This is a genomic window from Martinezella lusitana (assembly GCF_014207095.1).
Classification (GTDB): domain Bacteria; phylum Pseudomonadota; class Alphaproteobacteria; order Rhizobiales; family Rhizobiaceae; genus Rhizobium; species Rhizobium lusitanum_B.
On the sequence record NZ_JACHBG010000009.1, the window covers coordinates 174,349 to 200,116 of the forward strand.

Sequence of the window (25,768 nt, forward strand, 5' to 3'; positions counted from 1 at the left end):
GGTAGGGTGAAGCGAGAAGAGCGCCAGCAATCGATCATCAATCTGCTCGTCGAGCACAAGACCGTCGACCTCGACGATCTGGCCGATCGCTTCGTCGTGTCCAAGATGACCATTCATCGCGATCTGGATGATCTCGAGCAGGCGGGCGTGCTGCGCAAGGTTCGCGGCGGCGCGACGATCGATGCCGGCACGCAGTTCGAGAGCGATTTCCGCTTTCGCGAGCGTCAGGGCCATGAGGAAAAGCTCGCCATGGCGCGCCGTGCGCTGGAGCTGGTCGAGCCGGGCATGACTGTGATGGTCAATGACGGATCGATGGCGGCCGTTCTCGGCGAGATGTTGCTGGAAAAACGACCGCTGACGTTGATCACCAACAATGCTGCCATCATTGACAGGATGAGGAATGAAAGCGGCATAACGCTCATCGCGCTTGGCGGGGTTTATTCCGCCAAGTTCAACGCCTTTCTGGGCGTCGTCACCGAGGAGGCCCTATCGCGATTGCGAGCCGACATCGCCTTCCTGTCGACACCGGCCATCTCCGGTAGGCTTGCCTATCATATGGACGACAATGTCGTGCGCGCGAAACGCGCGATGATCGCATCGGCCGCCAAGAGTTGCCTGCTCGTCAATCACCAGCGCATAGGGCACACGGCCCTGCATGTGATGGCCGATCTCGCCGATTTCGATGCAATCATCACAGATCGTGCGCCGGACGCGGAAACGCTCGAACGGTTCCGCCGTGACGATATCGCCCTTACCATCGCTTCTACTCAGGATATGACATGACAGAGACGCCCCGCTATTGGATCGGCACCAGCTGGAAGATGAACAAGACGCTCGCCGAAGCGCGCGCCTTCGCCGAGGCCCTGCGTGTCGCCGATGGTCTGCGCGATGCCCGCATCCAACGCTTCATCATCCCGCCGTTCACCGCGGTACGCGAAGTCAAATCGATCCTGTCGGAAAGCTCCGTCAAGGTTGGTGCCCAGAATATGCATTGGGCCGATCAGGGAGCATGGACCGGAGAGATCTCTCCACTGATGCTCAGGGATTGCAATCTCGACATCGTCGAGCTCGGCCATTCGGAGCGTCGCGAATTCTTCGGCGAAACCAATGAGACCGTCGGTCTGAAGACCGAGGCGGCCGTTCGTCATGGTCTGATCCCGCTCATCTGCATCGGCGAGACGCTGAGCGATCGTGAAAGCGGCCGCGCGACAGAAATCCTGAGTGAACAGGTAGTCGGCGCGCTCTCGAAGCTTTCTGAACAGCAGAAGCAGGCGGAAATCCTGCTGGCCTATGAGCCGGTATGGGCGATTGGCGAAAAAGGGATTCCGGCCGAACCATCCTATGCCGATGCACGCCAGGCCGAGATCATCGCGGTCGCGCAAAGGGCGCTTGGCCGAAAGATTCCATGCCTCTACGGCGGATCGGTCAATCCGCAAAACTGCGAGGAGCTCATTTCCTGCCCGAACGTCGACGGGCTTTTCATCGGGCGCTCCGCCTGGAACGTCGAGGGCTATCTCGACATCCTCGCCAAGTGCGCCGGCAAACTCTGAAGGAGATCATCATGAAACTTGCTATTGCTGGAGACAGCGCCGGCGAAGGCCTCGCCAAGGTTCTCGCCGATCATCTGAAGGATCGTTTCGAAGTGAGCGAGGTTTCGCGCACCCAGGAAGGTCCGGATGCGTTCTATGCCAATCTCGCCGACCGCGTCGCCTCCGGCGTCATCGATGGCACCTATGACAAGGCCATCCTCGTCTGCGGCACCGGCATCGGCGTCTGCATCTCTGCCAACAAGGTGCCGGGCATCCGTGCGGCCCTGACGCATGACACCTATTCGGCGGAGCGCGCCGCGCTATCGAACAACGCCCAGATCATCACCATGGGCGCTCGCGTCATCGGCACGGAGCTTGCCAAGGCTATCGCCGACGCCTTCCTGGCGCAGACCTTCGACGAGAAGGGCCGTTCGGCCGGCAACGTTAACGCCATCAACGAAGTCGACGCGAAGTACAACGCTCGCTAAGACCAGTCTCCCAAGACGCAGCAAGCCCGGCGATCCACACGATCGACCGGGCTTGTCTGTTTTTAGGGCCAAGAAAAGGGTGGCGGGATTTATGCCGGCTTGCGGCTCGAAAGCCATCGCTTGAACTCGACATTGGTGTCCGTCTGGATGGCGCCGACGCCCGCTTCGATGAGTGCGCCCCAAACGCCCTCGGGATCATTGACGGCCCGGCTGTCGTTGAAATCGAGATTGTGGGAAACGTCGAGGGTATTGATCCAGAGCCGGATGTTCTGGCGCTCTAATTCTTCTCGGCCGGCTGCGAGGTCGGCGATATCGGTGAACTTTACCTCTGCCATCGGTGCGCGCAGCGCCTCGATGAGCCTGAGATCGACGGCAAATTTGCCCGACCTGACAGGGAACATTGGCATGTGCGGAATGGAGCCAAACCAGTCGGCGGCGAGCACGGGAAAGTCACCGCTCTCGGGCACAACATCCGACTTGATGATCACGTGATCTTCCGCACCTAGCCGTCGGACCGCGGCGATTACCAGCGGCAATTCATGCGGAAACTTCGTATCGATATTGACGAACAACCGCCCGCGAGCTTCCTCGAGAGCTTCCTCCAAAGTCGGCACTCGTTCATCAGTGAGTGCGGCTGCCTCTCCGCCTGCGCCGTCGCGAAGGCGGAGATCGCGAACGGCGGAGAAGCTGCTTGCTCCAACTATGCCGCTACCGGACGTCGTCCGGTCGAGGGCCTTGTCATGGATGACGACGAGATGCCCATCGACGGTTGTTTGCGTGTCGATTTCGACGAACTCGACGCCGAGTTCGGCGGCAGCACGGATTGCGGCAAGCGAATTCTCAGGTGCCGCCGACCACACCCCGCGGTGAGCTATGGTGATGATTTCTCGATTGGAGCGCGACAGGAGATCGTAAATTTCGGAGGAACGGGACGAGATGGAGGCGGCGGCAGCGGTCGAGCCGGACATGGGCAGACTTTCTTCGGCGGGAATTTCCTGGTGGGTGAGAGACACAAGAAGCCCTTGTGTCGACCCGTCGACCTCAGGCGGCGACGGTGGTTCGTCTATTAATGCACAGAGGGTGTAATCCTTATGACAAAGGCTTGAAATCTGAGCAGCCAGGCCCCGCTAAAGCGTTGTGAGAAGAGTAAGGCCGGTCGCGGTGGAGGTTACGATTGGCTGTGTGGTGCCCGATCGCCTGCGCGTCATGTCGGTGGCAAGTGTTTCGTCCACAATTGAGTCTCGCAGGCGGCAATTGAGTCCAAAATTTGGGGGGGCAAAGGAGGCTCCCAAGAGCCGTGATGCCTTTAGAATGCCGTCATTATCATGTCAGTTCTGTGGACAAAGCACGCGCGGTTGCTATTGAAATCCCAGCGAGCCTGCGAGGTTTCGGCTGGTGCCACACCGGTTAAAGTTCGTTTACGTTTTGTAACATTGCGGCCTTATTCGCCGCACATTTGGGTGGGCAATGTGGCGCCGACCCCGCTGAAGTGTGAAGGGGCGGACCAGCTACCTCTCAAAACTGCCCCCGTTGGGAGAGGAAACCAGAGCAAGGTTTCGCTTCATCATCAGTTCAGCGCATTGTCAGATGGCGCTGATAACTCAGCACCGGAATTTGCTGGACAACCGTAATTGGCGCGCAAGACTGCTTTTATCGTCGGCAATGGAAGCCTGGAGAACGATCTCTCCGGGGCTATAGACAGCGCTGATTTCGTCATGCGCTTCAACGAGCCCAACCTGGCGGACGACAAGAGCGGCACGCGAACGGACATGCTCATGCTGGCTGCCTCCAGTAAAGCCCTGCATCTGCGGATGGCTGATCCGGCATTTCTGGAAAATGCGGCGCTTAAATCCGCAAAGATCCTGATGCTTGCCTATCACCCGGAGGTGATCCGCAAATATCATCCCCGGCCCAATCTCTTCCAGCGTCTGAGTGGGCGCAGGGCCGATTGGACCACGCAGGCGATCGAACTCATGGGGCATGCCGGCAAAGAGATCCGAATCATGCCGCCGCAATTCTACGCCGACGGTTGCGCCGAACTCGGCATCACGGCAAACCGGATGCGCAAAGTCTTCCCTAGCACCGGCTTCCTCGGCATCTGCTACGCTCTCGCCAACTTCCCGGCCTCCGAGTGGCAGATCAGCCTGTGCGGTTTCGGTTGGCAGGGATGGAAGCGCCACGACTGGCAGAACGAGCGCGTCTGGGTCGAAAGCAAGATCGCAAGCGGTCTCATTGGAATTGCAGCCTGAGACAGGCAATGCCATTCACTCGTGGATGCCGAAATGCAAAGCTCGACTATTTCTGCCCGAGCAGGCCACGCAATTCCGGCAGCCTGTCATTCACCAGCCAGCCATAGTAGTTCTCTTCCGGCAGCTTCTTGCCGCCTGAAGCATCTGCGGCTTGCCGCAGAGCAATCGCGCGCCGCCGCGGCTGCCCGACATTGTAGAGCGTGGCCGTCAGACCCGGATTCTCGCTGATGTCGTAACCCTGGGCGCGATAGACATCCATGGCGTCCCGGACGATGGCAGCGATATAGATCACGCTGCGATCGGGATCCATGATGTCGCGATAGATCGCCTGCGGATCATCGGCCGACAGCTTCGAGAGCCCGCTTGTCGCATGCACCAGGTCGGTGGCCTCAAGAGCTGTGAGCGGGCTGATCTGGCCAAGGCCGAAGGTTTGTCCGGCAAAGAAGGGCTGGAAGAAGGCGCGCTGGAACGTCATGTTCTCATAGGTGACGCCATCGATCACCTTGCCGCGAAAGCTCTTGTCCCAGGTCTCGTCGCGGCATTCCCACAATTCGGCGCTGCCGGTGAAGGCGTCACAATGGGCGAATTCCGGCTTCTTGACGAAGGACTGGACGTTCATGTCCTTGTAGCTGAACTTGAAATCCGCCTGTGAATAGGCCAGTGCCTTGACGTAGTAGGATTTTACCCTGTTGACGATCGTGATGTTGTAGGTGTGTTCGCCGACAAGCGCGCCGACGATATGGATCGGGTCGATCTTATAGGCTTGTGCGGCCTTCTTGATCGAAGCCATCAGATCCTTGTCTTCGCGAAGCACACCGACGATCTTCTGGTATTTTTCGTCGTAGGTCGTGTTGAAGGCTTTCGCCCGCAATGCCGACGTGTTCGGAACCGGCGGCTGCGTGCTATTGCGATTGCCGGGCGGCACGCGCACCAGTTCGTGACCAAAGCTGGCGCTCGTCAAGGTAAGGACGACAAGAAGACTGAGTGCCGGAATTCTCGACAGGCTTGTAAGCATACGCAAGTTGACTTTCAAAAATTTTCCCCGGCACGGGGATGATCTTCATAGTCGATCAACCTGCAAAGGCAAGGGCGGTCGCTTCTTCTGCCCGGCGAATCACAATAAACTTTGCCTCAGGCAGCCTCAGGCAGCCTCAGGCAGCCTCAGGCAGCCTCTGGCTGCAGTCGTGGATGTCAATACTGCCAAGGCGAGTTTCGGACTTGCCACCCTGTTTTTCGAGGGGGCATGGTTTTCGAGGGAATTGCGTTGAAACATCTCGTAATGGCAGGCAGCATCCTGCTTGCAGCGGCGCCAGGTGAAGCCCTGCCGACGATGGCCGACGTTCCGGCACTCGCAAAGGCAGCGGTTGCGCGGCGTCTCGACGTCTCGCCATCAGCCGTTCATATACTGACCGCCAAGCCGAGCGAGCGAATGCCGGGCTTTGTCGTTTGCGGCCGCGTTGAAACATCGTCCGGCGCGGATGACGGCGAACGCTTTTTCGTGATCATACCGGGCAATTTCGCCATCCTCGACCAGGATGGCAAAGGTCTTGTCGATACCTACTGGTCAGCCAATCACTGCGAGTGACCGGCCAACGCCTTGCTGATCATGGCGAGCTGTTCCGGCGTGCGGCCGGATTCAAGACGAACCCAATTGTTCGGATTGTCAGCGGACTGGCGCTTGATGAAGGTGTAGCCCGTCCCTTCCCAGGTTTTGACCGTGTCGGTGAGATTGTCGAGGACGAGGTCGCCATCGTTCGTGCGGGCCATCAACACGAGATGGCCCTCGTTGTTCTTGTCGAGAACGACCGTCAGCAGCAGTGCCGAGCGCGACCATCCGGCTTCCACAAGCAGCTTCTTTTTCAATAGAACATAGTCGTTGCAGTTGCCGGCGCCATCGTCTGGGTAGGTCCACCAGTTGATGATGCCGAGCTTGTAGATGCCGTAATGGTCGTTGTCGCCGACTCCCTGGATCTCATGGTTTACGAGAGTGTTGATTTGCTGCAACTGCGCCCAGCGCTCCTTGCCAAGCGTGATGAACTCATCGGATTTTTCCGCCGCCGTGCATTCCGCAGGCTGTGCCGAACAGAAGCCGGCCCAGCCGACTGGCGCGTTCGCCTCCGTGACCACGCGGGCGAATTGGCGGGTTGGCGCGTCCAAGGCTTTGGTCACCGGCTTTGCGGTGGTTACCGTCGAAAACGATAGGCCGGCAACGAGGATAAAGCTTGCAGCGATGAGGAATGAACGCATACTCGGCTCCATGAATTGCGCTCATGAAATCCAATGCGGTCAAATTTATTCGGAAAAAGATCGTTCGCATTTTAGCGAAGTCGAGCTTTGGCGGCGACCCGCACGGATACCGGTGCCGCATCGACGCTTTCGCCTGGCAAAAATGGGCGCATCCGCACGGGCAATCGCGATAGCGGTGCCGAAAACATATGATATTTCATTGACATATCGCGATTGCTTGACGGCCTTGAACGCGTTTATGATTTGGTTACATCAAATGCGGATCTCCTCGAGATGGGATGCGGGGAGCGAGCCGAAAACATAAAGGGAGGCCCCATGATCGACGATCTTCTCGACAGGATGACGCTTGAGGAGCAGGTTTCGCTGCTGTCCGGCGCCGATTTCTGGACCACGGTGCCAGTCGAGCGTCTCGGCATTCCGAAGATCAAGGTGACGGATGGACCGAACGGCGCGCGGGGCGCGGGCTCGCTGGTAGCTGGTGTCCACTCCGCATGCTTCCCGGTCGCCATTGCCCTTGGCGCGACCTGGAACCCGGCGCTTGTCGAGCGCATGGGGGTGGCCATTGCCGGCCAGGCCAAAAGCAAGGGTGCGTCGGTCTTGCTGGCGCCGACGGTCAACATTCATCGCTCCGGCCTGAACGGGCGCAATTTCGAGTGCTATTCCGAAGACCCGATGCTGACGGCGGAGCTTGCGGTTGCCTATATCCAGGGCGTGCAGGGCCAGGGTATTGCCGCGACGATCAAGCATTTCGTCGGCAATGAATCCGAGATCGAGCGGCAGACCATGTCGTCGGATATCGATGAGCGCGCGCTTCGCGAGATCTATCTGCTGCCATTCGAGAAGGCCGTTAAAAGAGCTGGCGTCATGGCAGTCATGTCTTCCTATAACAGGCTGAACGGCACTTATACGAGCGAGCACCCGTGGCTATTGACCGAAGTCCTGCGTGACGAATGGGGTTTCGACGGGATTGTCATGTCAGATTGGTTCGGCTCGCATTCGACCGCAACATCCGTCAATGCCGGGCTTGATCTTGAGATGCCCGGGCCTGCGCGGGATCGTGGCGAAAAGCTCGTCGCGGCGGTGCGCAACGGTGAGGTCAAGCCCGAGACGGTGCGTGCGGCTGCCGGTCGCATTTTGAAATTGCTGGAGTATGTCGGGGCATTCGAGTCTGCTCCCGACCTTGCAGAGCACGCGCTGGATTTGCCCGAGGATCGTGCGTTGATCCGGCAGCTGGGGGCTGAAGGTGCCGTGCTTTTGAAGAATGACGGCATCCTGCCGCTTAATAAGGCCGGTCTTGGACATGTCGCGGTCCTTGGGCCGAATGCTGCAGAAGCGCGTGTCATGGGGGGCGGTAGCGCCCAGATTGCCGCTCACTATCGGATCAGCCCGCTTGAGGGGATCCGCGAGGCGCTATTGAACGCCAATAGCATCCGCCACGCGGTCGGCTGCCGCAACAACAGGCTGATCAACCTCTTCTCAGGTGACATCAGGGTCGAGTACTTCAAGGCGCGTAGCCTGGCCGGCCTGCCGGTTGTGGCCGAGCCGGCCCATGTCGGCGAGTTTTTCTGGTTCGACTTGCCGTCAACAGAGCTTGATCCGAGTGATTTTTCCGCGCGCATGACAACCTCCTACGTGCCCGCGGAGAGCGGCGAGCATGTGTTCGGCATGACCAACGCCGGTCTCGCCAAGCTTTATGTCGATGGCAGGCTGGTCGTGAACGGCTTTGACGGCTGGACCCGCGGCGACAATTATTTTGGCACCGCCAACGTCGAACAGAGACAGGGTATCCATCTTGAGGCCGGCCGGAGATACCAGGTCGTGGTCGAATATTGCTCTTCGGCAACGATGGAGGAAGGTATCAACATAACGGCTGTGCGCTTTGGCGTTGAGAAGCCGCTGGGCGAACAGGACATGGCGGAGGCGGTCGAGACGGCGCGCAACGCGGATGTGGCGTTGCTGTTCGTTGGCCGCGACGGTCAGTGGGATACGGAAGGGCTTGATCTGCCAGATATGCGGCTGCCCGGACGACAGGAGGAGCTCATAGAGAAGGTGGCAGCGGTGAACGCCAATACCGTCGTTATCCTGCAGACAGGCGGCCCGGTCGAGATGCCGTGGCTCGGCAAGGTAAGGGCGGTCTTGCAGATGTGGTATCCGGGCCAGGAGCTGGGGCATGCGGTTGCCGATGTTCTGTTCGGCGATGCCGAGCCGGGTGGCCGCCTGCCGCAGACTTTTCCCAGGCACTTGTCGGACAATTCCGCAATGATCGGTGACGAGGCCGTCTATCCGGGCAAGGATGGTCATGTTCGTTATGCCGAGGGCGTCTTCGTCGGCTATCGGCATCACGACAACAGCGGCGTGGAGCCGTTGTTTCCCTTCGGTTTCGGTCTCGGTTACACGGATTTTTCCTGGGGCAAGGCGCAGGCATCGGCGGCGCAAATGGCTCTGGACGGCATCACCGTCACTGTCGACGTCACCAATATCGGCGATAGAAGGGGATCGGAGCTCGTGCAGCTCTATGTGCGGCCGCTCGGCTCAGTGGTCGAGAGACCGGACAAGGAACTCCGGGCTTTCGCCAAGCTCAAATTGGCAAAGGGCGAGACGGCCAGGGCTTCGCTCGTCGTCTACCCGCGCGATCTGAGCTATTTCGACGTGGAGGCGAAGGCGTTTCGTGCTGCCGTCGGTCGATACGAACTTCTGGTCGCAGCCAACGCCGCCGATATCCGCTCAATAGTGACGATCGAGCTTGCAAGGGAATGGATTGGGGAGGTTTCCGACCGTCTGGTCTGACGCGCTGACTGCCATCGCAAGCATAGTGGATCAGCATCGGCGGGGCGCTGCGGCTTCGCCGATGCAGTTCAACTTGGTGTTCAGCGGCGGCGCATACGCTGCGGCGGCACCCGGCCCGAGAAGGGAGATGCCAGCTCCTTCTCCACCATCTGTCCCATCTCGAAGATCTGTCCGACAGGCTTAGGGCGTCCGAGGAAAAAGCCCTGTGCCTCGTCGCAGCCTTCCACGCGGAGAATCTCCAGCTGATGGTTGGTCTCGACGCCCTCAGCCAGAACCGGGATATCGAGGCTCTTGCCGAGCGTGAGCACCGCGCGGACGATCGCCTTTGCCTGAATGCTGTTGTCGACCTCGTTCATGAAGGAGCGGTCGAGCTTGATCTTGTCGAAAGGGAAGGAGCGCAGCGTGTCGAGCGATGAATAGCCCGTGCCGAAATCGTCGATGGCGATGGTGACGCCAAGCGCCCGGATCTGCCGCAACACATGCAGCGTGCGGGTCTTGTCCGCGATGATTGTCGACTCGGTGATTTCCAGTTCGAGCCTCGACGGCGAAAGGCCGGTTTCGATAAGGATCGATTGGATGAGCTTGGCAAGATCCGCATGGGCGAATTGCACCGGCGAGAGATTGACGGCAATCTTGTAGGGCTTGCTCCAGGCGGCGGCTTGTTTGCATGCGTTGCGCAAGACCCATTCGCCGATGACGAGGATCGTGCCGCTCTCCTCGGCGATTGGGATGAACTCGGAGGGCGGAACCGCACCTCGTTCGGGGTGGTTCCAGCGCAGCAGGACTTCGTAGCCGCAAATCTCGCCCGTCTGAACCGAGGTTTGCACCTGATAGTGCAGATCGAGCTGATTAAGCTCGACGGCTCGGCGTAGATCCTGCGCCAGCGTATGGCGCGCGCGGGCTGCCTCGTCCATCTTGGATTCATAGAAGCATACGGCGCGGCCGACATCGGCCTTGGCGCGATACATTGCCAGATCCGCATTGCTGATAAGGCGCTCTTGATCGATGCCGTCGTCGGGATAGATTGCAACCCCGATGCTGGCGCCGGTCACCGTTTCGAAATCATCGATGCGAATGGGCTCAAACAGGGTTTTTTCCAGCCGCGCCACGAAATCCAGAAGTTCGCTCTGATGCTCGAAGCGTTTGGCGGCTGCAAATTCGTCGCCGCCGACGCGGGCGACGAACTCGCCGTCCTTGACGACGCGCAGGAGGCGGCGCCCGATTGCCTTCAGCGCCTGATCGCCCGCCTTGTGGCCGCGCAGGTCGTTGATTTCCTTGAAGCGATCGAGGTCTATGCCGATCACGGCAAGCTTCGCACTGTCTTCCTTGGCATGTTCCAGGGCGCTGCTGAGATAGTCGCTAAAGCTGCCGCGATTGGGCATGCCTGTGAGGATGTCGTTCAGCGCCATGTGCTGGAGCTTCTGGATGGATTCGCGCGAGGCGCGCTCATCGATCATGTAGCTCGCGACGCCGGTGCCGATGACGAGCAAGCCGCCGCCCGCGACCGCGACGGCCATGGCCTGTAGCGCGTAGGAATCGACGATGCCGGCGCCTGTTGCCAGCGGCGTAACGGAGACGGCGGTCATTGCCGTGAAATGCAGCGAGACGACCGCAAGCACGAAAAAGCCGAGTGCAGCCAAAGGAGCGAAGCGCCAGGAGCGGCGAATGGCTTGATTAAGCGCCAGGACGGCAAATGTCACCGAAAGCACGACGGAGGCAAAAACATAAGTCCTGTCCCAATCGACGATGCCGTCAACATGATAGGCCATCATGCCGGTATAATGCATGATGGCAATGGCAAGTCCAACGACCGCGCCACCCAGTTCCGGCGCTATGTTCGGCCTGCGTGACAATGTGATCGCAAAACCGCCGGAGCACCCAGCTATGGCCAGCAGAAACGACGCCATGGTGAGGATCGGGTCGAAGGCGACAGGCGCGCCGACCTCGTAGGCCAGCATGGCGATGAAATGGGTGCACCATATCGAGGCGCCCGCAGCCACTCCGGTCAGAAAGATCCATCCGCCGCGCTGAAGGCCATGTGTCTTCTCTGCCCGTCGTAGAAGGTTGAGCGTTATCCATCCGCCGCTGACACAGACGAATGCCGCAAGGAAGACGAGCCACAGATTATGTGCCGTGACGATGCATGAAAGGACGCGCACTCAGAAAATCCCGAATCTGGTCACTGGAGTGACGGAGGTTTGGTATTGCACCCGTCACAGTTGAAGTAGATGAACGACGCTTTCGGGGGTAAACACTAAAAATCGGGTAAATGCGACCTGCGCAAATTACCGGAAAAGGCCGCAATTCACGCGAGTTTCGAATTGCCCAGCGCAGGATTTGGCGGCCAAAATATCAATCGTTAGAATAAATTAGGCCTCATCTGTCGTGCCGGATTTTTTGCTCGAAATATTTTTGACTATACCAAAGTATAATTTTGCCTTTCGGTAAATTTTCTCTAAATTCAAAACATCTAAAATAGATTCTCTTCCATTATCCGAATTTCAATGTTTATCGTCGATACTATTCTTAAGTATATTTGAAAGTACTGTTGCTTTCGACTTATACGGTATTTGTTATTGTAACTTCTACCATAGAGAGTTTGTTCGTGAAGATATTGAAGGTCGGCGCAAAATCCTTCTGCTCTATATATAAGCAATCTCGAAAATTGATCGCCAATAGGTCGGGAAATTTCGGGATGATGACGGCGCTGCTGGCGATCCCACTGATCGGTGCGGCCGGCCTTGCCATCGATGTCACCGATGCGCTTGTGGTAAGGAATGAACTCTACAATGCTGCGGACGCGGCGGCTGTCGGTGCCATCGCGACCTCGTCGCCAGCGGTCGCGGCCGCAATGGCCATGACCAGTGATGGAACAGTCACCATCGGTCAGAACGACGCCAACAAACTCTTTTACGGCCAGGTATCGAGCGATCTGCAGAATGTGCCTGTCAACGTGAATATCGCGGTGACGAGAGCGTCGAACATCATATCCGCCAACGTCAGCTTTTCCGCCACTGTACCGACGACGCTGATGCAGTTGCTGGGCCAAACCACGATTCCGATCAGTGGAGTCGCGTCAGCTCAATATCAGACGGCAAGCTTCATCGATTTCTACATGCTGCTCGACAATACGCCGTCGATGGGTGTCGGGGCGACAGCGAACGATATCAAGACGATGCAGGCCAATACAACCGATACATGTGCATTCGCCTGTCACAACGTCAATACGACAAATAACTACTATAATCTTGCGAAGAGCCTCAAAGTGCAGATGCGTATCGACGTGGTGCGCCAGGCGACGCAATCGCTGACCGACACGGCGACGACGAACCGAACGACCCCCGATCAATATCGCATGGCGGTTTACACCTTTGGAAGCAAGGCCGAGACTGCCGGTCTGACCAACGTTTCTGCGCTCTCGTCTGACATGACGCAGGTCAAGAGCACGACCAGCGCGGTCGACCTGATGACCATTCCATATGCAGGCTACAACAACGACCAGACGACAAGCTTCGATACAATGCTAACCCAGATCAAGCCGATCATCGGTACTGGCGGCGGTGGGACGACCAGTTCCGACCGGGCGAAGGTGTTGTTTTTCGTGACCGATGGCGTCGGTGACAGCTATAAGCCGACAACATGCACGAAGCCGACCACCGGCGGCCGCTGCCAGGAGCCGCTGGATACGTCCTTTTGCCAGCCGCTCAAGAACCAGAACGTCAAGATCGCCATTCTCTACACCACCTATCTACCGCTGCCGCAGAACGCCTGGTACAACACCTGGATTGCCCCATTCCAATCGCAGATCGGCACCGACCTGCAAAACTGCGCATCGCCTGGCCTCTATTTCGAAGTCAGTCCGACGCAGGGCATTACCGACGCGATGAATGCGCTGTTCCTGAAGGTCATTCGCACGCCGCGGCTAATCGGCTGAAGGATAGATGTCGTGCATTCGCCGGATGCGGTAAGCACTATCTCTCTACGGTCAAAGCCAGACAGCCGAGCTGCCTGTTGAATATAGGGTCGTGGAGCGTGGAGTGACGCCAAGGAGGGGTGTGATCTCTACCGAGTATGATCTTTCGAGGTTCGCACATCCGCTCTGTCGCTCGAAATGTGGTTGGAAGCGACACATCTACCGCCGAGCGCCGGCCAAACGGTTGGCGAAGCGCGAAACTCAAATCCGGGCGAGGGCAGCTTTACTCATCCTTCATTGGTATTTGAGCCTCCTTTACCGCCGCAATGAACGCGCGCCGTGCATCTTCGGGCGTGCGCTTTCCGGCGATCACGTCGGCGAATACGAGCAAAGCTCTGTCGAGCGCGGGCGCTTCGTCGAGGGGCCAGTCTTCGATCAACGCCCAGGACGCTGCCTGGGTGGTGTCGATGACCATCCATTCCTCCGGATTTTCAAGGGCGATCGTGACCGCCTTGCTCCATTTTCTTTCCATCATCGGAAACTTTCGAACTTGAGGATGCTAGTCGCCTTTCTCATAGGCCGATTCATCGCGAGTGGCGAGCCGGTTTCGGTCGGGGCCGCCGCTGCTTGTAATCATTCGGGGAGAGTTTTGGCTGAAGCGGCTTCCTCACGACAGCACGGGAACGCCTGCTTCGACCGCCGCAGCTATAAAGGCAAGACGCGCTTCCTCGGCAGGCCGCTCACCGCGTTGAACGTCCATGCAGATCAGGAGTGCGGACATGAAACAGCTGCCTTCGTCCGCCGGCCAGTCGTCCAGAAGCGTCTTCCAGGCGTCGCCGGCGTCCTTGACTATTTTTATTTCGCCCGTGCTGTGGCGAACAACGTGCACAGGAGAGAAGCATGGCATGGTGTTCATGATTGAAGACTCCAACGCGGCAGAGCCTTTCTTGGTCCTTTATCGACGAGCGCGCATTTAACTTTATTAATCCCAGCTCAGGTTTTGGGAGGGACGGGATCAGTCGTAACTCTCGTCTCCGCTGCATTTGTCAAGTGACAAGGCGCGGGTCAATTCCAGAGCCCAGCGGGCCGCAGGGCTGCGCGGTGGCCCCAAGATCAGGGGGTGTAGTGCCGGAATGGGGCGTGTCTTTTCCGCGAGATGCGATCGGTACGTTTACTCTCTATTTGCGGATTCTCGGCCGAGGTGTCGGACCGTGTCGATAAAGGCCCGCAGTTTCGGCGCAAGTTCCGCACGGCGAGGAAAGTAGAGAAAAAGGCCGGCCTCAAGGACCGCGAATTCGCTCAAGACCTGAATCAGTCTGCCGGCATCAATATCTGCGCGCACCAGCGGTTTGAATACATAGGCCAATCCGACGCCTGCCAGCGCCAGCTCGATTGCCGAGTGGGATTCGGTAACGATTGCTGGGCCCTGCACGGCGACAGCGACGTCCCGGCCGTCCTCGACGAACTCCCATTCGTAGAGCCCGCCTGAGCGGATCAGTCGATAGCCGATGCAATTGTGGCTTGAGAGGTCACTGAGTATCATCGGGCGACCAAAGTGGCTGATATAATCGGGTGAGGCGACCACGACCGAACGGAAGGGCGGGGTGAGGCGAACTGCCACCATGTCCTGCGCGATCATTTCGCCGATGCGAATGCCGGCATCGAAGCCTTCGGACACGATATCGGTCAGCCTCTCGTCGGAAAAGATCTCAACTTCCACTTCCGGATAGCGCTCGGCCATGGCCGCAATGACACGCGTGACGGCAAGCGACAAGCACACACGGGCTGCGTTGATCCGCAGCAGGCCGCTTGGCCTTCCTTTTATGGCCCTTATGCGTTCCATTCGCTCGTGAATGTCCTGAAGGGCCGGCGCGATGGTGGTAATCAGGCTCCTGCCCGCTTCCGTCAGCGCGACACTGCGTGTCGTGCGCGCAAAGAGCGGCTGGCCGAGCCGTTCTTCGACCAGCCGAACGGCATGGCTGACGGCGGAAGCACTCATTCCGAGCTCATTGGCGGCGGCCGCGAAGCCACCGCGGCGCGCAACGGCGACGATGATGGGTAGATGTGTCAGCAGATCTCGATCCATTGCTGAGCAATATCGCATAATGCATGCGAATTAAATGATCTTATAAAGGCGATCAAAGTCGGCGAACTTGTGTCCAGCGAACGGCCGGCACCGCCACGATCCCACTACGCCGGCGCCTTCAAAAAGGAGCGCGCTCATGAGCATGAATTTCTACACCCTCGGCAATAGCGGGCTGAAAGTAACCAGGCTTGCTCTCGGCACCATGACCTTCGGCACTGAATGGGGCTGGGGCGCCGACAAGGAAACAGCTCGCGCCATTTTCAATGCCTATGTCGATGCCGGCGGCAATTTCTTCGATACGGCCGATGCCTATACGGGCGGTACGTCGGAAACCTGGCTCGGTGAATTCATTGCCGAAAGGGGATTGCGGGATGATGCAGTCATCGCCACCAAGTTCACCATGAACCTCACCGCCCGAACGCCGAACGCTGCGGGGAACGGCCGCAAGAACATATTGCGGGCCGTCGAGGGGTCGTTGAAGCGCCTCAACACCGATCACATCGATCTTTATCTGCTGCATTGCTGGGATCGGCTAACCCCACCCGAAGAGGTGATGCGGACTTTTGATGATCTCGTCCAGTCGGGAAAAGTGCTGCATGTCGGCTTGTCCGACGTGCCGGCCTGGTACGCCAGCCGCGCTCAGGCGGTTGCGGAATTTCGCGGCTATGAACCGTTATCGGCGCTTCAGCTCGAATATTCGCTTGCCGAACGCAATATCGAAAACGAGTTCGTTTCGTTCGGCACACGATATGGTGCTGGCATCATGGCGTGGAGCCCGCTCGCGAGTGGTCTTCTGAGCGGGAAATATCGGGCAGGCGAGGCGCGGCAAGTGGATGGCCGGCTTGAAACGGTCCGCGGTACGACCAACCCCGGCTTCCAGAAATTCACGGAACGCAACTGGGCGATCGTTGCGGAATTGGAAAAGGTTTCGGCGGAGCTCGGGCGCAGTATGGCGCAAGTGGCCGTCAACTGGGCGATGACGCAGCCTGGCATCGCCTCGATCATCATCGGAGCAACCAGGCTCGAGCAATTGAAGGACAATCTTGGTGCGCTGGAGTTCACGATTCCGGCGGAGCTGCGCCAAAGGCTCAATGAGGTAAGCGCCTTGCAATCGACCTTCCCCTATTCCTTCTTCGGGCCGGAGATCCAGGGTTCGATGACCGGCGGACAGACGGTCGGCGACAAGCCGTCAGGTTACTATCCGGATCTTACCATCTCCGGGAAATTTGCAGGCGTCAGCTGACGCGGCAGATCGGGAACGATCCGGCGTCGGTGTCTTGCCGTATATGCCCGCCTTGGCCAGCTTCATCGCCATGGTGCGGACGGGGAGGCAAAACTTTTAGCGGCCGGTTGCCTCATATGTCGAAGCATGGCCCGCATTGCCTCAGGATTCGCGATGCGCATCGTCCGCAGCCTTTGATGCCAACCGCTCGGCGTCGGGATCGAAAACCTCAGACAGGGTCTGCAGGATGCGCAATACTCCAGGATGATCGCAGGTATAGTACCTGAACTGCGCCTGGCGTCGTACTTTGACTATTCCTGAATGATAAAGCCGCGTCAGATGCTGGCTGAGCGCCGATTGCGAGATTCCGAGCTTCTTGGCTAGGCTATTGACGTCTTCTTCGTGGCTGGAAAGGTAAATACAAACCTCAAGACGCTTTGGGTTTGAAAGTTGGCTGAGGAGATCTGCATGGTAGATGAGGCGCTCATCTTCTGTAGTTTGGTCTGAGTACATGACGCGGGCCGATCGCTGATAAATGTTTAATCTTCGAAGTTCAGGCGTCAGATGACAATAGACACAAAAGTCGCAAAATTATGTTCCGAACTATTGCAAATATATTGCATCCTCCCGGAACGACTGAACCTCCCACGCAGGCTGACCACGGTGGAACACGCCTTCGTTAATCGACAACTAGGGTCGTATTGTGATTTGTGAATATGTCAGAGAGCGGTTTTGCAATTATTCTGTAACAAAATCGAACGAACTGCCTTGTTTTTGTCCGGCTTCTGACATCGCGCTGCAAATAAAGCCGTTTATCTTGTGTGGTATCGAACAGGAGATAAAGATGACACATAGGGACCTGACGATCACCGAAGTTCTTAAAGATCCGCTCATCCGGCAGATTATGCGGGCGGATCATATCTCTGTTAGCGGTATGGCGAACCTGTTGCAGGATGCTGCGCGCCGGCAGAAGCGTGCGAAAGAATTCGCCCTGCCCGCTGATTTGGCCCCGATGGCCAATGCAGCTTCACAGACGCAAATCACTGCCCGGGCGGATTTGCGCTGAAGGCACTACCTCTACTTTCCAGTTGCCATGCGGCAGCTGACTTTGCTTGGCCGGTCAAATGCGTGTGGGATTGTCTGCGACCCTAGAGTATCTTAGAGCGCGCCGTTGCGGTTGAGTGAAATCGCATAGACGCTGGTGGTCGCCGTTATGAAAAGCTTGTGCTTGCCGCGGCCGCCGAAACACAGATTGGATACCGTTTCCGGCACCAGGATCTTGCCCATCAAATGTCCGTCGGGGGCAATGCAATGAACGCCATCGGCCGCCGACGACCAGAGATTGCCATCGCTGTCGAAGCGCATGCCGTCAGCGCAGCCGGGCGAAATCACATGAAACACCTCGCCACCGGATAGTCGCCAGTTATCGCCGACGTTGAAAACGCGGATATGCTGGGGATCGCTGCCATGCATGCGGCCGGTATCGGCGACGACGAGCTTTTTCTCATCCGGGCTGAAGGCGAGGCCGTTCGGGCAATTGAAGTCGGTCAGCACCGCTTGTATCGCACCGGACGGATCGACGCGGTAGACATGGCAAGGCAATTCCTGCTCGCTCCGGTGCCCTTCATAGTCCGTTGCAATACCGTAGTGCGGATCGCTGAACCAGATGGCGCCGTCCGACGTGACGACGACATCATTGGGCGAATTCAGCCGTTTGCCCTGATAGCGATCGGCGATCACCGTGATCGATCCGTCATATTCGGTACGGGTTACGCGTCTTCCGCCATGTTCGCAGCTGACGAGCCGGCCCTGCCGGTCGCGTGTGTGACCATTGGAAAAATTGGATGGCTCGCGAAACACGCTGATGCCGAGACCCGGCACCCACCGCATGATGCGATTGTTGGGGATGTCCGAGAAAAGCAGACAATTCAGGTCTCCGAACCAGACCGGCCCTTCGACCCAATCAAAGCCGGTTGCCAGCTGCTTGAGAGGCGCATTGCCGAGAACGAATGTGCCGAACGTGGGGTCAATGGTCTCGAAGAACGACATCGCGGCAATACCTCCCGTAAAGTTACACGGCCTGTTCGTTGTGTTATCGATACCGCATTCAAACGACTCCGCAAGCGGAGAGCATGGCACTTCAGACATATTCCGCCGTGAATTCGGAGTGTCCATTTCGACCCCTCTCTGGTATCGCAATTTGGCAAACGGAGGAAATGATGTCAGTTGGTCTCTTTGATCTGAAAGGGCGGCGCGCCCTTGTCACGGGCTCATCCCAGGGTATCGGGCTCGCGCTCGCCAAGGGGTTGGCGGATGCTGGCGCAGACGTCATCCTCAACGGTCGCGACGAACAGAAGCTCGCCAGGACTGCGGAAGGCTTCGGGGGCAGGGCGCACGTGTTAGCATTCGACGCGACCGATCATGGCGCTGCGCGGCATGCCATCGACGCCTTCGAGGCAGAAACGGGTGCGATAGATATCCTCGTCAACAATGCCGGCATGCAGTTTCGTGCGCCGCTTGAGGAGTTTCCAGCCGATGCCTTCGAGCAGCTGTTGCGAACCAATATTTCCAGCATCTTCAATGTCGGTCAGGCGGTTGCGCGACATATGATCAAGCGCGGTGCCGGCAAGATCATCAACATAGCGAGCGTGCAGACGGCGCTGGCGCGGCCGTCAATCGCGCCCTACACGGCGACCAAAGGTGCAGTCGGCAATCTCACGAAGGGCATGGCGACGGACTGGGCTCGGTTCGGGCTGCAATGCAATGCCATCGCGCCCGGCTATTTCGACACTCCGTTAAACGCGGCACTGGTTGCCGATGCCGATTTCTCGGCATGGCTCGAAAAGCGCACACCGGCCGGCCGGTGGGGGCGGGTGGAGGAGTTGATCGGCGCGTGTATCTTCCTGGCGTCCGACGCCTCCTCCTTCGTCAACGGTCATGTTCTCTACGTTGATGGTGGGATCACCGCGTCGCTCTGAACGTCATGGACGACCGCCGCTGGTGAAGCGCGGTCCGGCTGTGGCTGGGGAAACATCGGGTCATTGATGCACAATGATGGCAATACGCTCTTACCGCGGACATGATCAGCATTTGATCGTGTGGGGCGCGAAATATTCGAAAATTATAGCCGACCGAGAATGTGGCGCGGCCAATGGGCGGCGCCACATCTCATTGGGTGAAGTCCTGGATAGCGATCCCCAGCAATCGCATCTGGGATCGCTATCAGCGCGCCTCATTCGCCGGCGGCATTTGCAATGCGGCAGAGGTTCTTGGTCATGTTCGGAGCCACTTGTCCCGGCTGGACAATGAAAACGACATCGACGCGGCTGCCCTTGCCGTTTTTGCGGATAACGGCGCGCAGAGTTTGCGGTCGGCCGGAGCCGCTCGTTTCCTGCTGGGCTGTCAATGTGCCAAGGTTTTTCTCTGCTTTCACATCCAGAAAACCATCGGCCAGAATGGCGCGGTGAATTTTGTCAAAGGCGGCGTTCGGGTTGACTGACGGAACGACTACCCATGTCTTATAGGTGATGCCGGTCACCAGCGGAACGCCGCTGCTCTCAAAGTGGCTCGCACAGGCATCAGCCAGAGCCGGGGAGGCCGAAAGAAGCGCAAGCGCGAAAGCAAAACCTATCCTTGTATGCATCAATTGACAGCCTTTTTTGATTGAACCTAGGGGATGGGTACATCAACAAGGTGAGATTGATACTATCATACCGGGAACATGTCTATCTTCGACATCACGCATGAATGGAGGGCTTCAGGCGGGAGATCTGCGTCGGTCAGCGGCCCCGTGGTCGGGGCAATGACCAGATTTCAGGCCCGTGAGGAAAGAATTCCAGCGCGCTCCTCCGCGAACGTATCGCGCATTGCGCGCAAAATTGTCACCGCCGATGCTGCGCCGGGATCGATGTGTCCGAGAGATCTTTGTCCAAGGCGGGCTGCCCGGCCGCGGGCGGCGACCATTGAGCTCGTAGAGTTTGCGCCGTCTTCCGCAGCTTCTAGAATGGCGCTCCACATGCCGGCGGCGTCGAGCGAACGCGTTCTGGCGTCGAGGGCAGCTTCGGCAGCCGGGATCCAAGCATCCAACATGGTCTTGTCGCCGCGCTGGCCCTTTCCGCGCTGCTGAATGCCTGCCCGCATTTCATCAACGATCATTGCCTGGCATGCCGGCGACAGCGATTCGTCGGTCTTCAGCGCCTGTGACGCTCGGCGAAAGGCGGTTGCGTATAGCGGGCCGGTCGATGCTCCGACCGCATCGAGGAACGCTGAAGCCGCGACGGCAAAAATCTCGGAAGGCAGGGCCTGTGCGGGGTCGAGCTTGGCGAGTTCCGCATTCACCGCCATGAAGCCGAGGGACATGGTGATCCCGTGATCGGCGTCTCCGATCGCGCCATCCAATTCCGAGAGACGGTCTTTCTCGGCATTGATTGCGATGGATATGCGCTGAAACATGTTGCCCAGGCATCGAGCGGCATTTTCCGACATCGTCTTCCTCCCGGTCCCAGCAGTTCTTTCGCTGCCGGGCTCATTCTTATACGATCACCCGACCCTCAGAGCGAAAGCGTCGCACGGATGGTGCAACAGCTCGGTCAGCTCCTGGTCGAGATGCATTATGGATATGGATGCGCCGACCATGTCGAGCGACGTGCAGTAGTGTCCCACCCAGTTTGCGTCGATTTTGATATCCTTGGCGCTCAGGCGCTGCTCGACGCGGCGGAACAGGATGAAGAGTTCCATCATTGGCGTGGCCCCGAAGGAGTTGATCAGCACCGCGACCCGGTCCCCGGCGGCCGGCTTCATCTCGGCAAAGATCCGATCCATGACGCGGTCCGTAATCTCGTCGGCGCTCATCATTTTTTCGCGCGTCACGCCGCGCTCGCCATGGATCCCCATGCCGAACTCGATATCGTCGGGGCCAATCTCGAAATTGTGACGGCGGGTCTGCGGCAGCGAGCAGGGTTCGAGCGCCACACCCATAGTAAAGGTCCGGTCATTGGCCTTGCGTGTTGCGGCCTCGCAGGCATCGAGCGGCAAGCCCTTGTCGCACGCAGCTCCGGCAACCTTGAAGATAAAGAAATTGCCGGCGACGCCGCGACGCCCCTCCTTGTCTTCGATGGGAGACGACGCAATGTCGTCGGTCGTCAGCACCGTGCGGACTTCGATCTGCTGCTCCTGCGCCATTTCAGCGGCCATCTCGAAGTTCATGACGTCGCCGGCATAATTGCCGTAAACGAAGAGCACGCCTTGCCCGCCGGAGGCTGCTTTCGCGCATTCGAGGATGGGGGTGGGCGGCGGCGAGGAGAAGATGTTGCCGATGGCAACGGCATCGGCCAAGCCCTTGCCGACATAGCCGAGAAAACCGGGTTCATGACCCGTGCCGCCGCCGATCACGAGGCCGACCTTGCCGGGTCGCGGGCCGTCACGCGCAACCAGCGCTCGGTTCGACCCCTTGATCGGCGCGACATGCGAGCCATGTGCCTTGACGACGCCATCCAGCATCTCGTCGACGACATCGTCGGGATTGTTGAGAAATTTCTTGATATGCGTGCGATAGCTGCTTGGCAGCGAGACGCTATTGTCTGCCCTTGGCCGTTGGTTCGCCTTCTGATCCAGAGCCGTGACGCCATCGGCGTTGAGAATGCCTCGCCCCGTGGCGGCGTCCGTGATCAGCACGTTGATGTAGCCGCCGCGCAACGCCGCGAGGATCGCAGGTACCTTGTCGAAGCCGCCGGCAACAGCGATGCGCAATCCGATCGATTTCAGCATGTCGAGAGATATGCCGATGGTGCGATCATCGAGAGGGCCTGCGACGGGTTGGCCTTTCGCATCGATGAACCGTCCTGCGACAACGCCCACCGCGTTCTTGGCCAGATAGTCCTGCAGCGAGACGGATTCGAAGAAACCACTGCTATGGATCGTCGAATTCGGTCGCAGCGATGACACGCTGAAGACCGCTTTGTTGGCCTTCGAGAGCACAGCGAATTGGTCTTCGATCAGTGGTTCCGCCAAGAGGATGTCGCGCACCTCGGTCGTCGAAACAATGGCAGGAGCGGTGATGTTGACAAGCTTGCCATCGGTGGCGTTGGCAAAGGCGGCGGCACAAAGCTCCGGCGTATAGGCAAAGCGCGCCCGCGTGCCGCCGGTCGCCTGAACGACGGTCACATCCTGAAGGTTCGGGACATTCGATTGTTCACCGACTGCAAGGACCGTGCGCCCCCAAGCAACTGCCAGCGTATCGCCCGATTTCAGCAGCTTGGCGATTGCCTGTGCCCCTGCCGTCCCCAGACGGTCGATCAACGGCCGTGTTCCATCGTCACTCGGGACGACGAGACAGTCATGCAGCCCGAAATGCCGCTTCAGTTCGAGCGCGATGGAAAGGGAACTTAGGCGCGAGGGTTCAAGCGAGATATTGACGATGCCGCGGCTGCGGGCATCGGCCAGGTAACTATTTACGGTCGCCCGCGATATGCCCATGATATCGGCGATCTCGCCCTGGGTTTTGCCGTCTTCATAGTAGAGCCAGCAGGCCCAAACATAGGGGTCGTCGCCATAGCGCAGCGGCATGGCGTCGATTGCGTCCGGAGCGCCCGCCTTTCCTGAGCCAGTTTTGCTGGCCGAACTTGCCTTGCCTGTCATAGCGATTCCCTTTTCCCGCCAGAAGATGGAAGCAATGCTGGGCGTTTGCAAATGCTTCTTGTCGGGATAAGCGGTGTGCGACCCCTCCAGTCTATTGAGGGGTCGCGCGGTCTTGGGAGAGCCCGTTAATGCAGCTGGGTGCGAGCGCCGAGGGAAAGCTCCTTCAGGATGATCGCGCAGGAGGTGGCGCCTGCATCCAGTACACCGAGGGAGCGTTCACCCAGCCGGCTGGCGCGGCCGATCTTGGCGACCAGATTGAGCGTGGAGTCGCGGCCTGCCTCGGCTGCAGCCATCAGGGCATCAAGCGCGTCGGCGAAGGATTTGCCGGCTGCGTTCGCTGCATCGAAGGCCTCGATCGCTGGAACCAGCGTGTCGAGCAACGTCTTGTCGCCGACCTTTGCCGAGCCGATCGATTGAACGCCTTCAAGGCCGGCATGGAGCGCCCGGCTGTAAGCGGCGCTGTCGATTGCATCGATACCTTCGAGCTTTTCGGCAATCTCAGTGAACATGACGCCATAAAGCGGACCCATGGAGCCGCCGATCTCTGTCATCAGCACCGTGCCGAGCGTGTCGAGCGAAGCCGACAGTGACTGGTTCTGGCCCTTCAGCCGTTCTGCAGCCATACCGAAGCCTTTGGCCATGTTGACGCCGTGATCGCCATCACCGATCTTGCCGTCGATCTCGCTGAGATAGGCGCGGTTTTCGACGATGCGGTCGGCCATCGAAAGGACGATGCCGCCGGCTGTTGCATTGTTGAATGTCTGCATGCGTGCGTCCTCCCTCAGAGCAGAGTCGTACATTTGACCTCGACGTCCAGAAGCGCTTTCAGCTCCTCATCGAGTGCCATCACGGTCAGCGTCGCGCCGACCATTTCGAGCGACGTGAAATAGTTGCCGACATAGGTCTTGTGGATCTTCAGGCCCCGTTCGGAGATTTTCGTCTCGATCGTGTCGTTGAGGATATACAGCTCGTTGACCGGCGTTGCGCCGAGACCGGATACGAGCACGGCGACTTCGCTGCCCGCAGGCAGGTTGTGATCGTCAAGAACGATCTGGCACATGGCGTCTGCGATCTCGGCCGCCGTTTTCAACGGCTCGACGCGAACGCCCGGCTCGCCGTGATGACCGATGCCGACTTCCATCGTGCCGGGCTCGATCTGGAAGTTCGGATGACCGACGGAGGGCAGGGTGCAGGGGCCGAGGCCTATGCCGACGGAGCGGCAGCTGTCGATCGCCTTCTGTGCGGTGACGCGGACTTCTTCAAGACTTGCTCCGGTTGCAGCCTTGGCACCGCCAACCTTCCACATGAAGATCTCGCCGGCGACACCGCGGCGCTTTTCGCGTTCCTGTGGCGGTGCAGAGCAAACATCATCGTTGGCGACAACGGTGGCGACTTCGATTCCGTCCTTTGCGGCAAGCTTGATGGCCATCTTCACATTCATGTTGTCGCCGGCATAATTGCCATAGAGGCAAATCACGCCACGGCCGCCATTGGCTTCGCGAATGGCGTCGTGAAAGCTCTTGGCCGTCGGAGAGGAGAAAAGCTCACCGACTGCAACCGCATCCAGCATGTTCTTGCCGGTATAGCCGATGAAGGCTGGCTCATGGCCCGAACCACCGCCGGTGACCACACCGACCTTTCCGGCATGTGGTGCGTCCTTGGCGACTACGACGCGCGGATTGTCAGCCAGACGGACGATATCCGAATGTGCCTTGATGAAGCCTTTCACAGTATCTTCAACGACTTCATCCGGATTGTTGATGAACCGCTGCATGGTACCTCCTGTAGAATTATCGCGCGTTTGCGCTCAAAGAATTGTGTAGCCGCCGTCGATCAGTAGATCGGCGCCATTGATCATGTCCGCACCGGAAGAGGAGAGGAAAACAGCAGCGGCTGCGATCTCCTGTGGGAAAGCGAAGCGACCGTTCGGAATGCGCTTCTTGGCAGCCTCGCCCTTCTCGCCGGCCCAGGCCTTTTTGCCGAGCTCGGTCAGCACGATCGTCGGAGAGATAGTGTTGACGCAGATGCCATGCTTGCCCCATTCGGCGGCAAAGGTCTTGGACATGCCGATGACGCCGAATTTGGAGGCGCAATAAGCGACATGATCTTCGATGGCGACGGTGCCTGCCTGCGAGGCGAGGTTGACGATCTTGCCGCCCTTGCCGGCAGCGATCATGGCGCGACCGACGGCCTGCGTAACCAGGAATGTACCCTTGAGATTGATACTGATCGTCTTGTCCCAATGATCGAGCGACAGATCCTCGGCCGGTGCCAGAAAGACGACGCCGGCGCTGTTGACGGCAATGTCGATGCCGCCAAAATGCGAGACGACGTCGCCGACTGCCTTGTTGACCGAAGCGGGATCGGAGACATTGCAGACAAAGGGTGCCGCTCCGCCGCCGATCTCGGCGGCCTTTGCCTTCGCCATATCAACATTGATATCGAGGACGGCGACCTTTGCGCCCTTCGACGCGAACGCCGTTGCAACGGCTGCGCCGATGCCTGAACCGCCGCCCGTCACGAGGGCGGTCTTGCCCGACAGCGGGAAGTTCAAATCAATGTCTGGAGATGTCTCGGTCATCTTTTTCAAGCCTCTGTCCTTGGGGGAGCG

General features: G+C 58.7%; 25 protein-coding genes. 10 read left to right on the top strand and 15 right to left on the bottom strand.

Annotated features, from left to right (window positions below):
- The first annotated feature begins 6 nt into the window (after positions 1-6).
- From GGD46_RS19730 to GGD46_RS19740, 3 genes are read left to right on the top strand one after another with little or no spacing between them, the layout of a single operon-like run.
- Complete coding sequence (locus tag GGD46_RS19730) at positions 7-783, top strand: DeoR/GlpR family DNA-binding transcription regulator (RefSeq protein WP_184706994.1); 777 nt, start codon at positions 7-9, stop codon at positions 781-783.
- Positions 780-1,550, top strand: a complete 771-nt coding sequence (locus GGD46_RS19735; RefSeq protein WP_184706996.1) for a triose-phosphate isomerase — start codon at positions 780-782, stop codon at positions 1,548-1,550. The genes GGD46_RS19730 and GGD46_RS19735 overlap by 4 nt, the downstream gene beginning before the upstream one ends.
- A gap of 11 nt (positions 1,551-1,561) precedes the next feature.
- Entirely contained in the window at positions 1,562-2,017 is a 456-nt protein-coding gene (locus GGD46_RS19740; RefSeq protein WP_184706998.1) for an RpiB/LacA/LacB family sugar-phosphate isomerase, read from the top strand.
- Between the two features lie 89 nt (positions 2,018-2,106).
- Here the strand turns inward: GGD46_RS19740 and GGD46_RS19745 are convergent, their stop codons facing one another.
- A complete protein-coding gene (locus GGD46_RS19745) occupies positions 2,107-2,985 on the bottom strand; it encodes a glycerophosphodiester phosphodiesterase family protein (protein ID WP_184707000.1) in 879 nt (292 codons plus the stop codon).
- 663 nt (positions 2,986-3,648) lie between these two features.
- Between GGD46_RS19745 and GGD46_RS19750 the strand changes: the two genes are divergently transcribed.
- On the top strand, positions 3,649-4,266 hold the full coding sequence (locus GGD46_RS19750; RefSeq protein WP_184707002.1) for a glycosyltransferase family 29 protein: 618 nt from the start codon (positions 3,649-3,651) through the stop codon (positions 4,264-4,266).
- A gap of 46 nt (positions 4,267-4,312) precedes the next feature.
- Here GGD46_RS19750 and GGD46_RS19755 read toward each other — a convergent pair whose 3' ends face one another.
- Complete coding sequence (locus GGD46_RS19755; protein WP_184707080.1) at positions 4,313-5,281, bottom strand: DUF1402 family protein; 969 nt, start codon at positions 5,279-5,281, stop codon at positions 4,313-4,315.
- A gap of 249 nt (positions 5,282-5,530) precedes the next feature.
- Between GGD46_RS19755 and GGD46_RS19760 the strand changes: the two genes are divergently transcribed.
- Positions 5,531-5,851 (top strand): hypothetical protein, encoded by a 321-nt coding sequence (locus GGD46_RS19760; RefSeq protein WP_246806390.1) that lies wholly within the window; start codon positions 5,531-5,533, stop codon positions 5,849-5,851.
- Here the strand turns inward: GGD46_RS19760 and GGD46_RS19765 are convergent.
- Positions 5,839-6,513, bottom strand: a complete 675-nt coding sequence (locus tag GGD46_RS19765) for a transglutaminase-like cysteine peptidase (protein WP_246806391.1) — start codon at positions 6,511-6,513, stop codon at positions 5,839-5,841. The genes GGD46_RS19760 and GGD46_RS19765 overlap by 13 nt on opposite strands.
- 315 nt (positions 6,514-6,828) lie before the next feature.
- Here GGD46_RS19765 and GGD46_RS19770 point away from each other — a divergent pair, with 315 nt between their 5' ends.
- Positions 6,829-9,300: a glycoside hydrolase family 3 C-terminal domain-containing protein gene (locus GGD46_RS19770; protein ID WP_184707007.1), complete on the top strand. Its 2,472-nt coding sequence runs from the start codon at positions 6,829-6,831 to the stop codon at positions 9,298-9,300.
- 80 nt (positions 9,301-9,380) lie between these two features.
- Here the strand turns inward: GGD46_RS19770 and GGD46_RS19775 are convergent, their stop codons facing one another.
- A complete protein-coding gene (locus GGD46_RS19775; RefSeq protein ID WP_184707009.1) occupies positions 9,381-11,459 on the bottom strand; it encodes a bifunctional diguanylate cyclase/phosphodiesterase in 2,079 nt (692 codons plus the stop codon).
- 536 nt (positions 11,460-11,995) lie between these two features.
- Between GGD46_RS19775 and GGD46_RS19780 the strand changes: the two genes are divergently transcribed.
- Entirely contained in the window at positions 11,996-13,234 is a 1,239-nt protein-coding gene (locus tag GGD46_RS19780) for a pilus assembly protein TadG-related protein (protein WP_184707011.1), read from the top strand.
- Between the two features lie 262 nt (positions 13,235-13,496).
- On the opposite strand, the gene GGD46_RS19785 is transcribed toward GGD46_RS19780, so the two are convergent.
- The 3 genes from GGD46_RS19785 to GGD46_RS19795 form a co-directional block, all read right to left on the bottom strand.
- A complete protein-coding gene (locus GGD46_RS19785) occupies positions 13,497-13,745 on the bottom strand; it encodes a DUF982 domain-containing protein (RefSeq protein WP_184707082.1) in 249 nt (82 codons plus the stop codon).
- A gap of 135 nt (positions 13,746-13,880) precedes the next feature.
- On the bottom strand, positions 13,881-14,129 hold the full coding sequence (locus GGD46_RS19790) for a DUF982 domain-containing protein (RefSeq protein ID WP_184707013.1): 249 nt from the start codon (positions 14,127-14,129) through the stop codon (positions 13,881-13,883).
- 255 nt (positions 14,130-14,384) lie between these two features.
- Positions 14,385-15,299: a LysR family transcriptional regulator gene (locus GGD46_RS19795; protein ID WP_184707015.1), complete on the bottom strand. Its 915-nt coding sequence runs from the start codon at positions 15,297-15,299 to the stop codon at positions 14,385-14,387.
- Between the two features lie 136 nt (positions 15,300-15,435).
- On the opposite strand from GGD46_RS19795, the gene GGD46_RS19800 reads away from it, so the two are divergent.
- Positions 15,436-16,542 carry an aldo/keto reductase gene (locus GGD46_RS19800; RefSeq protein WP_184707017.1) on the top strand — a complete coding sequence of 369 codons (1,107 nt, stop codon included), beginning with the start codon at positions 15,436-15,438 and terminating at the stop codon, positions 16,540-16,542.
- A 141-nt stretch (positions 16,543-16,683) separates the two neighbouring features.
- Here the strand turns inward: GGD46_RS19800 and GGD46_RS19805 are convergent, their stop codons facing one another.
- The gene (locus tag GGD46_RS19805; protein ID WP_184707019.1) at positions 16,684-17,034 is read right to left on the bottom strand and encodes a helix-turn-helix transcriptional regulator; all 351 of its coding nucleotides are present in this window, start codon (positions 17,032-17,034) and stop codon (positions 16,684-16,686) included.
- Between the two features lie 331 nt (positions 17,035-17,365).
- Between GGD46_RS19805 and GGD46_RS19810 the strand changes: the two genes are divergently transcribed.
- Positions 17,366-17,587: a hypothetical protein gene (locus GGD46_RS19810; protein ID WP_184707021.1), complete on the top strand. Its 222-nt coding sequence runs from the start codon at positions 17,366-17,368 to the stop codon at positions 17,585-17,587.
- Positions 17,588-17,679: 92 nt separating this feature from the next.
- Here the strand turns inward: GGD46_RS19810 and GGD46_RS19815 are convergent, their stop codons facing one another.
- Positions 17,680-18,570, bottom strand: coding sequence for an SMP-30/gluconolactonase/LRE family protein (locus GGD46_RS19815; RefSeq protein WP_184707023.1), 891 nt, complete (start codon positions 18,568-18,570; stop codon positions 17,680-17,682).
- Between the two features lie 170 nt (positions 18,571-18,740).
- Between GGD46_RS19815 and GGD46_RS19820 the strand changes: the two genes are divergently transcribed.
- Positions 18,741-19,499 (top strand): SDR family oxidoreductase, encoded by a 759-nt coding sequence (locus GGD46_RS19820; protein WP_184707025.1) that lies wholly within the window; start codon positions 18,741-18,743, stop codon positions 19,497-19,499.
- A gap of 254 nt (positions 19,500-19,753) precedes the next feature.
- Here the strand turns inward: GGD46_RS19820 and GGD46_RS19825 are convergent, their stop codons facing one another.
- The 6 genes from GGD46_RS19825 to GGD46_RS19850 form a co-directional block, all read right to left on the bottom strand.
- On the bottom strand, positions 19,754-20,164 hold the full coding sequence (locus tag GGD46_RS19825) for a hypothetical protein (protein WP_184707027.1): 411 nt from the start codon (positions 20,162-20,164) through the stop codon (positions 19,754-19,756).
- Positions 20,165-20,334: 170 nt separating this feature from the next.
- Positions 20,335-21,006: a dihydroxyacetone kinase subunit DhaL gene (gene dhaL / locus GGD46_RS19830; protein ID WP_184707029.1), complete on the bottom strand. Its 672-nt coding sequence runs from the start codon at positions 21,004-21,006 to the stop codon at positions 20,335-20,337.
- Positions 21,007-21,060: 54 nt separating this feature from the next.
- Positions 21,061-23,157, bottom strand: a complete 2,097-nt coding sequence (locus GGD46_RS19835; protein WP_184707031.1) for a bifunctional sugar-binding transcriptional regulator/dihydroxyacetone kinase subunit DhaK — start codon at positions 23,155-23,157, stop codon at positions 21,061-21,063.
- A 125-nt stretch (positions 23,158-23,282) separates the two neighbouring features.
- On the bottom strand, positions 23,283-23,924 hold the full coding sequence (gene dhaL, locus GGD46_RS19840; RefSeq protein ID WP_184707033.1) for a dihydroxyacetone kinase subunit DhaL: 642 nt from the start codon (positions 23,922-23,924) through the stop codon (positions 23,283-23,285).
- A 14-nt stretch (positions 23,925-23,938) separates the two neighbouring features.
- Positions 23,939-24,931, bottom strand: coding sequence for a dihydroxyacetone kinase subunit DhaK (locus GGD46_RS19845; RefSeq protein ID WP_184707035.1), 993 nt, complete (start codon positions 24,929-24,931; stop codon positions 23,939-23,941).
- A 33-nt stretch (positions 24,932-24,964) separates the two neighbouring features.
- Entirely contained in the window at positions 24,965-25,738 is a 774-nt protein-coding gene (locus GGD46_RS19850; protein WP_184707084.1) for an SDR family oxidoreductase, read from the bottom strand.
- Between the last annotated feature and the right edge of the window lie 30 nt (positions 25,739-25,768).